Raw genomic sequence first — 14,553 nt, forward strand, 5'->3', positions numbered from 1 at the left:
CCTCAATCCCGGCGCACTGCGTTAGCACCGCCATTCACCAAAAAGAACGAAAAATGACTCTAAGTTGTTGATATAAAAGTCATTTTATAATTATTCGTAGACAAATTAAATATCGAACATCGCGTCAAGGAAGCGATGGCAACACGAACGAGCTCCTTGCGGGAACTGCCGTCGCCACGCTGGTCCGGCGTGTCTGGCCGGACTCCCTCCGAGGGAATGAAAAGAAAAAGCGGCCGGAAATGATCCGGCCGCAGGGGAGGTCGCCACCCGAGCCGGCCAGGGCCGGGCGCAGGTGGACGGAGGTTCTGCCGGCGCACATCCGGGCGCGCCCGACGGTCGGCGATTCCGCCGGACCGGTTCACTTGGTCCAGGTGTCGACCTTGTCCTTGTTCGCCGCGACCCACGCCTTGGCGGTGGCTGCCGGATCGGCGCCGGGCTTGTTGTTCTCGACCATCACCTTCTGCTCGTCGTCGAGCGAGAGGCTGAAATTATCGAGGATCTTGTAAGCCTCCGGCGCTTCTTCCTTCAGCTTGGTCGAGACCACGGTGTTGACCGTCTCCTCGCCGCCGAACACGCCCTTGGGGTCGGCGAGATACTTCAGGTCCCACTCGGCGAACATCCAGTGCGGCGTCCAGGTGGTGACGACAATCGGCTCCTTCTTGGCGTAGGCGTCCTTCAGCGCCGCGACCATGGTGGCGTCGGAGCCCTCGACCAGCTTCACCGGCAGGCCGTAGTCCTTGACCGCCTTTTCCGAGGCCTTCATCAGGCCGGCGCCGGGATCGATGCCGATCACCTTGCCGCCGAACTTCGCTGGGTCCTTCTTGATGTCCTCGATCGTGGTGATGTCGACATAGGTCGGCACCGCCCAGCCGATCTTGGCGCCGGTCACATTGGGGCCGAGATCGACCACCTTGTCCTTGAGCTTGGCGTTGTAGGCGGCGTGAGTGGCCGGCAGCCAAGCCGCGACCATCGCGTCCGCCTCGCCGGTCGCCACCGCCTGCCACATGGCGGCGCCGGAAAGCGGCACGATCTTCACCTTGTAGCCCTTGTCCTCCAGCACGGTCTTGATGATGTTGGTGGCGACCACGGCGTCGGACCATTCCACATAGGCGATGGTCAGGTCCTTCTTCTCCGCCTGCGCAGCCCCGACGGCGAGGCCGAGGGCGGTGGCGGCGATGGCGGCCGTCTTCACGTACTTTCCGAATAGCGACATGTCGGTTGCTCCGCGTTGGAAGGTGAGGGGTCGGAAGTCGTTGCGCTGCTTCCGTTGTAGGAATGGTCAGCCGCCCTGGCGGTCGCGCCGCATGTGGCGGGCGACGTACTGGGTGATGCGGTCGAGGATGACGGCGAGCACCACGATGGCGATGCCGGCCTGGAAACCCTGTCCGGCTTCGAGCCGCTGGATCGCCTTCCACACCTCGCCGCCCAGCCCGCCGGCACCGATCATCGCCGCGATCACCACCATGGAGAGCGCGAGCATGATGGTCTGGTTGATGCCGGCCATGATGGTCGGGATGGCGAGGGGGAGCTGCACCTTGAACAGCTTCTGCCAGCGGCTGGAGCCGAAAGCGTCGGCGGCCTCGACCAGTTCCGGCGGTGTCTGGAGGATGCCGAGGGCGGTCAGGCGGATGGTCGGCGGCATGGCGAAGACGATGGTCGCGAAGCAGGCCGACACCGCCCCGAGGCCGAAGAACGGGATGGCGGGGATCAGATAGACGAAGCTCGGCATGGTCTGCATCATGTCGAGCGCCGGAGCGACGACGCGCCAGAAGCGCTTGCTGAGCGCGGCGCCGACGCCGATCGGAATGCCGATGGCGAGCGCGAACAGCGTCGAGACCAGCACCAGCACGAGCGACTGCAGGGTCGCCCGCCAGAGCTCGAGGTTCCACAGGAAGGCGAAGCCGAGCATCGAGAAGATCGCGATGCGCGCGGTGGTCAGCCGCCAGATCAGCAGTCCGAAGAGGATGATGACCAGCCAGGGCGGCAGGCCGACGAGGAAATCGGTAGTGGCTTCGATGCCGGTACCGATGACCGCGCTGAGCGCGCGGGTGACGCCCGAGAAGTGTTCCGTCGCCCAGTCGAGGGCGATGTCGCACCATTCGGCGAGGGGAATGCGGGGGATCTCGAAGGCCATCGTCCGTCCTCCCTCAGTGCGTCGTTTCGGAGCGCCGCCGCGCCAGCGCCGCCACGAGGTCGGCATTGGCGATCACGCCCTTGAGCTCGCGGTCCGGCCCGATGACAGCGATCTCGCCGCGGCCGGAGGCGAGCTTGGCGACGGCGTCGTTCAGCGTCGCCGTGCCGGGCACGCAGGCCTCGCGGTCGCTGAGCAGCAGGCGCAGTTCCGTATCGCCTGCCTGCTTCAGGGTTTCGGCATCGACGGTGCCCTGGAAACGTCCCTCGTGGCAGACGACGGTGACGACCGGCTCACCCGACTGGGTGAGGATCGCCAGCGCCTCGGCGGCGGTGCTCTGCCAGGGCTTCACGGCGGCCGGCTGGCGCATGGCGTCGCCGGCGGTGACGACGCCGAGCACGTCGATATGCTCGACGAAGCGGCGCACATAGTCGTCGGCCGGGTTGGCGAGGAAGTCGGCCGCCGTGCCCTGCTGGACGACACGGCCGTCCTTCATCAGCACGATGCGCCCGCCGAGCGCGATGGCCTCGTCGAGGTCGTGGCTGACGAAGACGATGGTCTTCTTCAGGCGCCTTTGCAGCGCCACGAGTTCCTGCTGCATGTCCCGGCGGATCAGCGGGTCGAGCGCGCTGAAGGCCTCGTCCATCAGCAGCACGTCCGGGTCCAGCGCCAGCGCGCGGGCGAGGCCGGCGCGCTGCTGCATGCCGCCGGAAAGCTGCGAGGGATAGTGCTGGTCCCAGCCTTTCAGCCCGACCGTCTCGATCGCCGTGAGCGCCCGGTCGCGCCGCAGATCGGGCGCGACGCCCTGGACTTCGAGACCGTATTCGACGTTGCGCAGGATGGTACGGTGGGGAAACAGGGCGAATTGCTGGAACACCATGCCGAAGCGGGTGCGGCGGAATTCCATCAGTTCGCGTTCGTTGAGCGCGGTGACGTCGGTGTCATCGACGAGCACCGAGCCGGAGGTCGGCTCGATCAGCCGGTTGATGCAGCGCAGGCAGGTCGACTTGCCCGAGCCCGACAGGCCCATGACGACGAGGATTTCGCCTTCGTCGACGTCGAAGCTTACATCCTGCAGGCCGATGACGGCGCCCGTGGCCTTCTGCACTTCGGCGCGGCTCTGCCCGGCCTTGAGCAGCGGCAACGCCGCGCCGGCCTCGTCGCCGAATATTTTCGTCAGTCCCCGGACCTGAACCCGCGGTCGCTTTGCGTTCATGCGCTCCCCTCATTATTGAGGGAAGTGTCCGGCGCATGGCTGCCATGCCGATTGGACAGATGCGACAAGCCGGGCTGCAAAGACGACAATAGCCCGGTCTTATTGCGTCCCCGTCAATAAGCCGGGCTCAACCCCACAAATCCCGCCAGGCGGGCAGGGTGCCGGGCTGCGGCAGCGCGGTCGCCTCATGGACGGCGCGGGCGCAGGCACGGGCGAGGGTGCGCACCACTGCGTCGCCGATCAGGGCAAGGTCGAATACCGGATCGACGAGCGGCCGCCGGCCGGTGGCGGCGGCGAAGATGGTGTCGCCGTCGAGCGGCGTGTGCACCGGCCAGATGGCATGGGCGTAGCCGTCGTGCGCCATCACCGCGAGGCGCTTGCACTGCGCTTTGGTCAGCACCGCATCGGTGGCGACGAGGGCGATGGTGGTGTTGGCCCCGGGAGGCAGGCCCTTCAACGGCGGACGTTCCGGCAGGACCGGCAGCGGGGAGGGCAGGCCGAGCCCGCCGAATTCGCCGTACTGCTCGAAAGGCGCGGCCCAGAAATGCGGCGCGTCCGGCAGGTTCGTCGCGCCGCAGGCATTGACCGCCACCAGCGCCCCCACCGTATGGCCGGATGCCGCCACCATCGAGGCGGAGCCGAGGCCGCCCTTGAGGTTCACCGTGGTGGCGCCGGTGCCCGCGCCGACCGTACCCAGCGGCATGTCGAGGCCGGCCGCGTTGGCGGCGGCATAGCCGAGGTCGCGATAGGGGGCGAAGCGGCCCCAGTCCTTGTTGCCGCCGTTGATGAGGTCGAACAGCACCGCGCCGGGGACGATAGGCACCAGCGCCGTGCCGACGGGATAGCCGATCCCCTGCTCGGCCAGCGCGGCCATCACCCCGGCGGCAGCGTCGAGACCGAAGGCGGAGCCGCCGGAGAGAGTCACCGCGTGGATGGCGCCCACCGTTTCGTCGGGTGCCAGCAGATCGGTCTCGCGTGTGCCCGGCCCGCCGCCGCGCACGTCGACCGAGGCGACGGCCGGCTCATCGAAGAGGATGGCGGTGACACCGGAAGCGAGGTCGAGGTCGGTGGCATGGCCGACCTTCAGGCCGGCGACGTCGGTGATCAGGTTACGCATCGGTTCCTCGCTCACGCGCATCACATCCCGGCGAGAGGCCAAGCCGCCGCATTGCGTAAGCCGGTGCGGGCGTGCATTGGGAAGCTCTCGGAACGGCTAAGGTTGCCTATTTCATGGCCGACGTCACTCTTCCGGCCGCCTTCGTGGCCGGTATCGCCAGCTTCGCCTCGCCCTGCGTCCTGCCGCTGGTGCCGCCCTATCTGTGCTACCTCGCCGGGACGAGCCTCGACCAGATCACGCACAAGGCCCCGACCGACGTTGCCGCCTGGCGCACGCTCGGCGCGGCGATGGTGTTCGTCGCCGGCTTTTCCACGGTCTTCGTGGCGCTCGGGGCGGGCGCGTCGGTCGCCGGCAGCTATCTGCGGCTCTATTCGCAGGAACTGGCTATCGTCGCGGGTGTCGCCATCCTGCTGATGGGGCTGCACTTTCTCGGTGTGCTTCGGCTCGGCTGGCTGACGCGCAGCAAGCGCGTGCATGTCGATGCGCCGTCGACGCTGGCGGGCGCCTATGTGATGGGGCTCGCCTTCGCCTTCGGCTGGACGCCCTGCATCGGCCCGGTGCTGGCGGCCATCCTCGCCGTGGCGGCGAGCGAGCAGACGCTGACGCGCGGGGCGGGGCTGCTCGCCACCTATTCCGCCGGCCTCGGCGTGCCCTTCCTCGCGGTGGCCGCCATGGCGCGGCCGGCGCTCGGCCTGCTCGGCCACGCCCGGCGCTACCTGCCGGTGGTCGAGAAGGTGATGGGTGGGCTGCTGGTGCTCACCGGCATCGGCTTCCTCTCCGGCTGGATGGCGCAGATGAGCTTCTGGCTGCTGGAAACCTTCCCGGCGCTGTCGAGTTTCGGCTGAGATCGTGACCACGGGCAGAGCCGTTCTGCCCGTTTTCCCTCCGATTCGTTTTCTCCTTCGGTTCGCACCCTTCTGCCGCAACCGGATGTGGAGCCTCTGAACGACGAAACCCGCCGGATCGCTCCGGCGGGTTCCTGAAGGATGCTGCTTCCCGGAAGGAAGCGCGGCCTTTCGGCTCACATCTGGGTGTAGCCGCCGTCCTTCCAGACGTACAGCACGTAGTCGAGGCTGGTGCGGTCGCCCTTCTTGTCGAAGGTCAGGTCGCCCAGAACGGTCGAGAACTTGGCGCCGGAGTGGATGTAGTCGGCGACCTTCTTGGGATCGGTCGACTTGATGGCCTCGGCGGCCTGCTGGAAGATCTGGCCGGCGGCGTAGGTGTAGAGGACGTAGCCTTCCGGATCGATGCCCTTGGCCTTGAACGCGGCGACGGCGTCCTTGGCGGCGGGGTTGTTGCGCGGATCGGGACCGAAGGTCATGAGGGTGCCCGCGGCGCCCGGACCGGCGATGGTCCAGTATTCCTTGTCGGTGATGCCGTCACCCGAGAAGAGCACGGTCTGCATGCCCTGGTCGCGCATCTGGCGGACCAGCAGGCCGGCTTCCGTGTGCAGGCCGCCGTAGTAGAGCAGGTCGACGCCCGCGGCCTTCAGCTTGGAGACGAGGGCCGAATAGTCCTTCTCGCCCGGGTTGATGCCTTCGTACGCCACTTCCTTGATGCCGGCGGCGTTCATCGCCTTCTGCGTCTCGTCGGCGAGACCCTTGCCGTAGGGGGTCTTGTCGTGGACGATCGCAACCTTCTTGTCCTTGAAGTTCTTGGCGATGTAGTTGCCCGCCACCGTGCCCTGCTGGTCATCGCGACCGCAGACGCGGAAGGTGTTCCACATCTTACGCTCGGTGAAGGTCGGGTTGGTCGAGGCCGGGGTCAGCTGGAGAACGCCGGCTTCTTCATACTGCTCGGAGGCCGGGATCGACACGCCGGAGTTGAAGTGGCCGAGGACCACCTTCACGCCGTCGGACACGAACTTGTTGGCCACCGAGACGCCCTGCTCGGGCTTGGAGGCGTCGTCGCCGACGATCAGCTCGACCTTCTCGCCGAGAATGCCGCCCTTGGCGTTGACGTCGGCGGCCCACTGCTCGGCGCCGTTCTTCAGCTGGGCGCCGAAGGTCGCGTTGGCGCCGGTGATCGGGCCGCCCACACCGACCTTGACCTGCGCGGACGCCGGGACGGCGAGCGCCGCCATGGCGCCGAGCGCGATGCCGGCAAACAGAAGCTTCTTCATGAACTTCTCTCCTGGTTCTGGAAGGGTAGTTTTCTCGCCGCCTCGACGACACGGTAACACGCGCCGCGTGCCGGTATCATGCCCCTTTTCGCGGGCATGTCGATGACGGAGCGAAAGCCTGCGAAGGCGCTCACGGAGCTTCTCCCGGGGCGCCCGACGGGGCGGACTCGGACCAGCCGACGGGGCCGGACTGACGGTAGAGCCAGCCGTAGCGCGTGCCCATCTGCGCGGCGCGCTCGGCGCGGAAGCCGAGCGTGGTGATCGCGGTCAGAAAGGCAGTGTCGCTGATGAAATGCTGCAGGGAGAGCAGCGTGCCCTCGAACAGCGCGTAGTGGAAGAAGCGAACCACGCAGCCGAGCAGGACGGCGTAGATCACCGCCTGCCGGTAGCTGCGCCAGGTGCGGGCGATGGAGCGTCCGGTCAGCCAGGCGGCGCCGCCGCCGAGGAAGACGGTGACGAGCAGGAAGTCGCCGCGCGAGACCTCCACAACCAGCTCCGGCGCGAAGACGGCGGCGGCGAGCACCGCCACGACGACGAGCGCGGGAATGACGACGGCGAGGCTGCTGGGGCTGCCCTGGGCGATGAGGGTTCCAGTGCGTTCCGACATCAGTGCGCCCCTCCTTCGAGATAGGCGGCCCGCACCTCGGGGCGTTCCAGCAGTTCCTTGCCCTGGCCCGACAGGGTGACGAGGCCGTTCACCAGCACGTAGCCGCGATGGGCGAGCTTGAGCGCGTGGAAGGCGTTCTGCTCGACGAGGAAGACGGTCAGCCCCTCCGTGCGGTTGAGCTCGCGGATGGCGTCGAAGATCTGCCGCACGATCAGCGGGGCGAGGCCGAGCGAGGGCTCGTCCAGCATCAAGAGGCGGGGCCGGCTCATCAGCGCGCGGCCGATGGCGAGCATCTGCTGCTCGCCGCCGGACAGCGTGCCGCCGCGCTGGGTGATGCGCTCCTTGAGGCGGGGGAACAGCGTGAAGACCTTCTGCAAATCCTCGTCGAAATGGGCAAAACCATCGACGGCCGCGCCCATCTGCAGGTTCTCGAACACGGTCATGCGCGGGAAGATGCGCCGGCCCTCGGGGGACTGGGCGATCTTCAGCTGCGCGATCTCGTGGGTCGGCACCTTGGTGATGTCGCGCCCCTCATAGACGATCGTCCCCTCGCGCGGACGCGGCTGGCCGAAGATCGTCATCATCAGGGTCGACTTGCCGGCGCCATTGGAGCCGATCAGGGTGACGATCTCGCCCTTGTAGACGTCCACGTCGACGCCCTTCAGCGCCATGATGTTCCCGTAGAACGTCTTGACGCCGCGTACCGACAGCATGGGCTCGTCGCTGCGCGGGGCGAGGGGGGCGGTGGCGGGCGGGGTTACGGTGAGAGTGTCGCTCACGAGCTGGTCCCCGTCGCATGCGTGTCGGCGTTGATGGCGGCCTCGACCTCTTCCACCGCGTCCTCGTCGACGCCGAGATAGGCGGCGATGACGCGCGGATCGTTCTTCACCGCTTCCGGCGTGCCGTCCGAGATCTTGGTGCCGTAGTCGAGCACGACCACGTGGTCGGAGATCTCCATCACCACGCTCATGTCGTGCTCGATCAGCAGGATCGAGGTCCCGTGCTCGGCGCGGATGGCGCGCAGCAGCGTGTTGAGCTCGAGGCTCTCGCGCGGATTGAGGCCGGCGGCCGGTTCGTCGAGGCAGAGCAGGATCGGGTCCGAGCACATGGCGCGGGCGATCTCCAGCCTACGCTGGGCGCCGTAGGGTAGGTCGCCGGCTGGATCGTCGGCGCGGTCGATCAGGTTGACCTTCTCCAGCCAGTACGTCGCCTTCTCGGTGGCGGCGCGCTGGGCGCTCGCCCAGCCCGGCAGGCCGAGCAGGCCCTTGATGGAGAAGCCCGAGGCGGCCATCAGCGCATTGTGCTGGGCGACCATCAGGTTCTCCAGCACGGTCATGCCGGTGAACAGGCGGATGTTCTGGAAGGTACGCGCCACCTTGGCCTGGCCGGAGACGGCGTAGTCGGGCATGCGCTCCAGCAGGTACACGCCGGATTGCGGGCCGGTGAGCGCGCGCTCGCCGACGCGGGTCACCTCGGCGACCTCGTCCGGGGTCGGCGCGCGTCCATGCGCCAGCACCAGACGTCCCTCGCTCGGCTTGTAGAAGCCGGTGATGCAGTTGAACACCGTGGTCTTGCCGGCACCGTTGGGCCCGATCAGCGCGGTGATGTCGCCGCGCCCGACCTTGAAGCTGAGGTCGTTCACCGCGATCAGACCGCCGAAGCGCATGAACAGGTGCTCGACGGAAAGGATGGGGTCGACGTCCCAGCGGTGGGCGCCGTTTTCGGGTGACGTCGCCATCAGCCGTGGCCCTCCTTCACGAGATCGCCGGAGACCGCCTTGCGTTCCTTCAGGAAGATCGTGGGGTCGCGCGTCGAGACGAGGCCGCGCGGCTTCCACACCATGATCGCGACCATGGCGAAGCCGAAGATCAGCATGCGGTAGAGGCTCGGGTCGAAATCGTTGCCGAAGACCTGCTTGAGGAAGCCGAGATTGCGCAGCATCTCCATGCCGCCCATCATCACCGCCGCCGCTACGGCGACGCCGACCTGCGAGCCCATGCCGCCCAGCACGACGATAGCGAGGATCATCGCCGAGACGTCGAAGGTGAAGCTTTCCGGGCTGACGAAGCCGGCGCGCACGGCGAAGAAGCAGCCGGCGAAGCCGCCGAACATGGCGCCGGTGGCAAAGGCCGACAGCTTCACGTTGGTGGTGTTGATGCCGAGCGAGCGGCAGGCGATCTCGTCCTCGCGCAGGGCTTCCCAGGCCCGCCCGACCGGCAGCTTGCGCAGCCGCACCGTCGCGAAGGCGGTGATCAGCGCCAGTGCCAGGATGACGAAATAGAGGAAGACGATGCGGTGCATCGGGTTGAATTCGAGCCCGAACAGCGCCGCGAAGCCGTTCTCGTCACGGGTGAACGGGACGCCGAAGAAGGTGGCGCGCGGGATCGAGGCGATGCCGGCGCCGCCGCCGGTGAAGTCGACCCAGTTGATGAGCACCAGGCGGATGATCTCGCCGAAAGCCAGGGTGACGATGGCGAGATAGTCGCCGCGCAGGCGCAGCACCGGGAAGCCGAGGATCATGCCCCAGAGGCCCGCGAAGAGGCCGGCGACCGGCAGGCAGATCCAGAACGCCCAGTTGGCCCAGAAGGTTTCGCCGAGCAGGCCGGCGAAGAAGCCGTTCACCGGCGCCGAGGTGGCGAGCAGCGCGTAGGTGTAGGCGCCCACCGCGTAGAAGGCGACGTAGCCGAGGTCGAGCAGGCCGGCGAGGCCCACCACGATGTTCAGGCCCCAGCCCAGCATCACATAGGTGAGGATGAGGATACCGAGGTCGATCAGGTAGCGGCTCTCGTTCCAGCCGCCCAATGTGTAGGAGGCGATGAACGGGAACGTCGCCGCGAAGGCCAGCAGGGCCGGCTTCACGACCGGGCCGACCGCGACGCCGGCGCGGTCGAACACCGTGGGGCCGGTGCGCGTCCGGGGGCGCCGGTTCGGCGACCATATGGTGAGGTTCAGCAGCAGCCGGCCGGCGAAGATGATGCCCACCATGATGGCGAGCAGCGAGGGCCGGTAGCCAAGCCCGAGCGCGCCGTCGATGATGATGGTCTCGAAGCCGATCAGAGGCCCGAGCAGGCCGAGGGCGATGAGGCCGGTGACGAACGCATCCTTGAAGGCGTGCGCCACCGCGGAGCCGGCATCGGCGGCCTGGGCCGCGGACGGGGCGGTTTCGGCGGTCTGGACAGCCATGATGTGTGACCTCAGACCTTTTCGACCTCAGGCCGGCCCAGCAGGCCCTGCGGCATGAAGATCAGCGTGATGGCGAGGATCGAGAACGCCGCCACGTCCTTGTATTCGATGGAGAAATAGGCCGACCAGAAGGTCTCGATGAGCCCGATCAGCAGCCCGCCAAGCACGGCGCCCGGCAGCGAGCCGATGCCGCCCAGCACGGCCGCGGTGAAGGCCTTCACGCCCGGCACGAAACCATCCGCGAAGTTCGCGACGCCGTAGTACATCAGGTACATCACGCCGGCGACGGCCGCGAGCGCGGCGCCGATGACGAAGGTGAGCGAGATGGTGTGGTCGACGTTGATACCGAGCAGCGCCGCCATCTTGCGGTCCTGTTCCACGGCGCGCTGGGCGCGGCCGAGCGAGGTCTTCTGCACGAGGTACCAGAACCCGCCGAGCAGCAGCGCCGTCACCACCATGATGATGACCTGCTTCCAGGCCAGCGTGACCTGATAGCCGCCGGAATCCATCAGCACGATCACGTCGGTGATCATCGGCGGCACCGGCTTGTTGCGCGGGCCCTGCGTGACCTGGACGAAATTGGCGAGGAAGATCGACATGCCGATCGCCGAGATCATCGGCGCGAGGCGGAACGAGCCTCGCAGCGGCCGGTAGGCCACCCGTTCGATCGCCCAGCTGACCAGCGAGGTGAAGAACATCGCCACGACCAGCACGATGGCCAGCGCCAGGAAGATCGAGGTGATGCCGAGAACCGTGGTGAGCAGCAGGAAACAGATCAGGGCGATGAAGGCCGAGACCATGAACACGTCGCCATGGGCGAAGTTCACCATGCCGATGATGCCGAAGACCATCGTGTAGCCGATGGCGATCAGCCCGTAGATCGAGCCGAGCGTCAGCCCGTTGATGAGCTGCTGAACGAAAACATCCATATTTTTTTCCGGCTCCCCTCAGCCGTTATGCGGAAGACGCGCGCGCCGGGCTTTTGCATATATTCTGTTCGTGCCCGTAACGTGTGCGTCTCTGACTCTTAGCCTGCACCGCGCTCCGATACAATTCGATCGAAAGACGAAATGCAATCGATCGAAAGGAGTGATGCAACGGTGCAAAAATACCGTTTTTCTGAAATCCTTTGCCGTTCAATCGGTTGCGAAGGGCGTTGTGTGCAACGTATCCGTCTGGCGCCTTCACCTTTTCGTCACGTTTCTGCCAAGTTGGGCTTTGTATGCGAGCGGTTTTCAAAATTCCCCGCGGGGAGTTATGCACAGCGCGGGTCTGTTCGACGCCGGCGGGCCGCGTAGGATCGCAGCGTGCGTGACAGGGTGAGGACGCTTTGGACGAAGTGAGGGGTCATGGCGTGGAGCGGCTGGTCGAGCCGGGTCTCTATCGGGAGGCGATGAGCCGCCTCGTTGCGGCGGTCCACGTGATCACGACGCATGGCGAGGAGGGGCGCGCCGGTTTCACCGCCACCGCGGTCGCCTCCGTGTCGGATAGCCCGCCGACATTGCTGGTCTGCCTCAACCGCCGCATCCGCTCGGCCTCCGCCTTCCGGCAGGCGGGCCGATTCGCCGTCAATATGCTGGCCGGCGAGCACCAGGCCGTCGCCGAGAGCTTCGGCGGGCGCACCGCCGCGTCCGGCGAGCCGCGTTTTTCCGTCGGCCACTGGCGTGAAGGCGCGCTCGGCGTACCCTGTTTGCAAGGGGCTATCGCGGTGTTCGAGTGCCGGCTGGTCGAGGCGCGCACCATCGCCACGCATGACGTGCTGGTCGGGCGGGTCGAGGCGGTCACGCTCGGTCCCGACGGCGGCAAGCTCGCTTATCTCGGGCGCAGCTATCGTGTGATCTGACGACGGTTCACGCGCATTGCCCGGCGACCCAGCCGGATGACCACGCCCACTGGAAATTGTAGCCGCCAAGCCAGCCGGTGACGTCCACCACCTCGCCGATGAAATAGAGGCCCGGGACGTCGCGTGCCTGCATGGTGCGCGAATCCAGCCCGTCGGTATCGACCCCGCCGAGCGTCACCTCGGCGGTGCGGTAGCCTTCCGATCCGGTTGGCTTCAGCTTCCAGCCGTTCACCGCCCCGTCGATGCGTTGCAGCACCTTGTCGGAGAGATCCGCGAGATTACGTGCGCCGGCTTCGCGGTCGGCGATCATCTGCGCCAGGCGCTTCGGCAGCAGCCCGGCGAGCACCGTGGCCGGCGCCTGCCGGCCATTTGCCGCCCGTGCCGTCCGCAGATGCGTGAAGACATCCTTGCTTGGGGCGAGCGCGACCTCGATCTCGTCGCCCTCGCGCCAGTAGGAGGAAATCTGCAGCACAGCCGGGCCGGAAAGGCCGCGATGGGTGAACAGCAGGCCCTCGTCGAACCGGGTCTTGCCGTGCCGCAGGCGGGCCTCGACGCCGACGCCGGCGAGCGGGGCCAGGCGTTCCAGCAGAGCCGGATCGAGTGTCAGCGGCACGAGGCCGGGGCGGGTGGACTGCACCTTGAGGCCGAAGCGTTCGGCAACCTCGTAGCCGAAGCCGGTTGCGCCCATCTTCGGTATCGACTTGCCGCCGGTGGCGATCACCAGCGAGCGGCAGGTGAGGGCGCCTTCCGTGGTGGCGAGCGTGAAGCCGTCGCCCGTCCGCTCATAACCCGTCACCGAGGTCGACAGCTTCAACTCGGCACCGGCGGCACGCAGTTCGTCGGTGAGCATGTCCACGATCTGCCGCGAGGAGCCGTCACAGAAGAGCTGGCCCAGCGTCTTCTCATGATAGGCGATGCCGCGCGCCTCCACCCGCCTGACGAAATCGTGCTGGGTGAAGCGCTTCAACGCCGAGATGCAGAAGCCGGCATTGGCGGAGAGATAGTTGCGCGGCGCGGCGTCGAGGTTGGTGAAGTTGCATCGCCCGCCGCCGGAGATGCGGATCTTCTCGCCGGGCGCGCGTGCGTGATCGATGAGGACGACCCGCCGCCCGCGCCGTCCCGCCTCGATGGCGCACATCATCCCGGCCGCGCCGGCGCCGATCACCACCACGTCGGCCGCGAACGGTCGGTTCACACGGCCTCTCCATAGGCGTGCACGCCGCCGCAATAATCGGTGACGCGCCAGCCCTCGGGCGCCGGCTCCAGCCAGCCGGGGCCGATCGGAACCTTGCCGTGGCCGCCGGGTATGTCGAGCACATAGGTCGGCAAGGCGAGGCCGGAGACGCGCCCGCGCAGGGCTCGCATCAGTTCCTGTCCCCGCGCGATGCTCAGGCGGAAGTGGGCGGTACCGGGCGCGAGGTCGGGATGGTGAAGGTAGTAGGGCTTCACCCGGCACTCCACGAGGGCGCGGAACAGGGCGGCGAGCGTCGCCTCATGGTCGTTGACGCCGGCGAGCAGCACGCTCTGGCCGACCAGCGCGACGCCGGCATCCGCCAGCCGGGCGAGGGCGGCGCGGGCCTCGTCGGCCAGCTCGCTTGCATGGTTGGCGTGGACGGCGACATAGGTCGTCACGCCCGGCGCGCGGATCGCCTCGACGAGGGCGGCCGTGACGCGCTCCGGCGCGGCGACCGGCACGCGGGTGTGGAAGCGCACGATCTTCACATGCCCGATGGCCGCGAGGCGTTCCATCAGCAGGGCGAGACGGCGCGGGGCGACGACGAAGGGGTCGCCGCCGGTCAGCACGACCTCCCAGATCTCGGGATGGCCGGCGATATAGGAGATGGCGTCTTCCAGCGCGTCCTCGGAAAGGCTGGTCTCCGCCCCCGGCCCGACCATCTCGCGGCGGAAGCAGAAGCGGCAGTAGACGGCGCAGACGCCGACCAGCTTCAGCAGCACCCGGTCGGGATAGCGGTGCACGATGCCGGGCACCGGGCTGTGCGCATGGTCGCCGATGGGGTCCTCGCGCTCCTCCGGCCGGGTTTCCAGTTCGCGCGCGTCGGGGATGAACTGGCGGGCGATCGGATCGGCAGGGTCGTCGCGGTCGATAAGGCCCGCCAGCGTCGGCGTCACCGCGACGGCATAGCGGCCGGCGACCTTCTCGAGCCCGGCATCGGGCGCCAGCAGGCCGACATCGGCAAGCTCGTCCAGGCTGCGCAGGGTGCGCGCCGGCAGCGCCGAGACGGAAGGAGATGAAAGCGGGCGGTTCATGCGCGGCTTTGTGATCCTTTCCGTGAATATCGGCAAGGCGGCTGCGAGAGGCTGCGTTATATTCCG

General features: G+C 67.4%; 14 protein-coding genes. 2 read left to right on the forward strand and 12 right to left on the reverse strand.

Features of this window, described 5'->3' with window-relative positions; genetic code table 11:
* Nucleotides 1-358: 358 nt before the first annotated feature.
* The 4 genes from FO470_RS09600 to FO470_RS09615 all read right to left on the reverse strand — a co-directional run bounded on the left by FO470_RS09600 (nt 359) and on the right by FO470_RS09615 (nt 4,464).
* Nucleotides 359-1,213: a glycine betaine ABC transporter substrate-binding protein gene (locus FO470_RS09600; protein WP_144342694.1), complete on the reverse strand. Its 855-nt coding sequence runs from the start codon at nt 1,211-1,213 to the stop codon at nt 359-361.
* A gap of 66 nt (nt 1,214-1,279) precedes the next feature.
* Nucleotides 1,280-2,134: an ABC transporter permease gene (locus FO470_RS09605; protein ID WP_144342695.1), complete on the reverse strand. Its 855-nt coding sequence runs from the start codon at nt 2,132-2,134 to the stop codon at nt 1,280-1,282.
* Between the two features lie 13 nt (nt 2,135-2,147).
* The gene (locus tag FO470_RS09610; protein ID WP_144342696.1) at nt 2,148-3,347 is read right to left on the reverse strand and encodes a quaternary amine ABC transporter ATP-binding protein; all 1,200 of its coding nucleotides are present in this window, start codon (nt 3,345-3,347) and stop codon (nt 2,148-2,150) included.
* Nucleotides 3,348-3,474: 127 nt separating this feature from the next.
* Nucleotides 3,475-4,464 (reverse strand): P1 family peptidase, encoded by a 990-nt coding sequence (locus tag FO470_RS09615; protein WP_144342844.1) that lies wholly within the window; start codon nt 4,462-4,464, stop codon nt 3,475-3,477.
* 113 nt (nt 4,465-4,577) lie between these two features.
* On the opposite strand from FO470_RS09615, the gene FO470_RS09620 reads away from it, so the two are divergent.
* Nucleotides 4,578-5,309 carry a cytochrome c biogenesis CcdA family protein gene (locus FO470_RS09620; RefSeq protein ID WP_144342697.1) on the forward strand — a complete coding sequence of 244 codons (732 nt, stop codon included), beginning with the start codon at nt 4,578-4,580 and terminating at the stop codon, nt 5,307-5,309.
* 176 nt (nt 5,310-5,485) lie between these two features.
* On the opposite strand, the gene FO470_RS09625 is transcribed toward FO470_RS09620, so the two are convergent.
* The 6 genes from FO470_RS09625 to FO470_RS09650 form a co-directional block, all read right to left on the reverse strand.
* Nucleotides 5,486-6,586, reverse strand: coding sequence for a branched-chain amino acid ABC transporter substrate-binding protein (locus tag FO470_RS09625; protein ID WP_144342698.1), 1,101 nt, complete (start codon nt 6,584-6,586; stop codon nt 5,486-5,488).
* Between the two features lie 130 nt (nt 6,587-6,716).
* Nucleotides 6,717-7,079: a DUF6867 family protein gene (locus FO470_RS09630; protein ID WP_186291912.1), complete on the reverse strand. Its 363-nt coding sequence runs from the start codon at nt 7,077-7,079 to the stop codon at nt 6,717-6,719.
* A 113-nt stretch (nt 7,080-7,192) separates the two neighbouring features.
* Complete coding sequence (locus FO470_RS09635) at nt 7,193-7,906, reverse strand: ABC transporter ATP-binding protein (RefSeq protein ID WP_186291913.1); 714 nt, start codon at nt 7,904-7,906, stop codon at nt 7,193-7,195.
* Between the two features lie 62 nt (nt 7,907-7,968).
* Nucleotides 7,969-8,931 carry an ABC transporter ATP-binding protein gene (locus FO470_RS09640; RefSeq protein ID WP_144342701.1) on the reverse strand — a complete coding sequence of 321 codons (963 nt, stop codon included), beginning with the start codon at nt 8,929-8,931 and terminating at the stop codon, nt 7,969-7,971.
* Complete coding sequence (gene livM, locus FO470_RS09645; RefSeq protein ID WP_144342702.1) at nt 8,931-10,376, reverse strand: high-affinity branched-chain amino acid ABC transporter permease LivM; 1,446 nt, start codon at nt 10,374-10,376, stop codon at nt 8,931-8,933. The genes FO470_RS09640 and livM overlap by 1 nt, the downstream gene beginning before the upstream one ends.
* Nucleotides 10,377-10,387: 11 nt before the next feature.
* Nucleotides 10,388-11,305, reverse strand: a complete 918-nt coding sequence (locus FO470_RS09650; protein ID WP_144342703.1) for a branched-chain amino acid ABC transporter permease — start codon at nt 11,303-11,305, stop codon at nt 10,388-10,390.
* A gap of 410 nt (nt 11,306-11,715) precedes the next feature.
* On the opposite strand from FO470_RS09650, the gene FO470_RS09655 reads away from it, so the two are divergent.
* Nucleotides 11,716-12,219 carry a flavin reductase gene (locus FO470_RS09655; RefSeq protein ID WP_244616904.1) on the forward strand — a complete coding sequence of 168 codons (504 nt, stop codon included), beginning with the start codon at nt 11,716-11,718 and terminating at the stop codon, nt 12,217-12,219.
* Nucleotides 12,220-12,226: 7 nt separating this feature from the next.
* Here FO470_RS09655 and FO470_RS09660 read toward each other — a convergent pair whose 3' ends face one another.
* On the reverse strand, nt 12,227-13,414 hold the full coding sequence (locus tag FO470_RS09660) for a BaiN/RdsA family NAD(P)/FAD-dependent oxidoreductase (RefSeq protein WP_144342704.1): 1,188 nt from the start codon (nt 13,412-13,414) through the stop codon (nt 12,227-12,229).
* Nucleotides 13,411-14,487 carry a lysine-2,3-aminomutase-like protein gene (locus tag FO470_RS09665; RefSeq protein ID WP_144342705.1) on the reverse strand — a complete coding sequence of 359 codons (1,077 nt, stop codon included), beginning with the start codon at nt 14,485-14,487 and terminating at the stop codon, nt 13,411-13,413. Before FO470_RS09665 ends, FO470_RS09660 begins: the two co-directional genes overlap by 4 nt.
* Between the last annotated feature and the right edge of the window lie 66 nt (nt 14,488-14,553).

The sequence above is a fragment of the Ancylobacter moscoviensis genome (assembly GCF_007559435.1).
In the GTDB taxonomy this organism is placed as follows: domain Bacteria; phylum Pseudomonadota; class Alphaproteobacteria; order Rhizobiales; family Xanthobacteraceae; genus Ancylobacter; species Ancylobacter moscoviensis.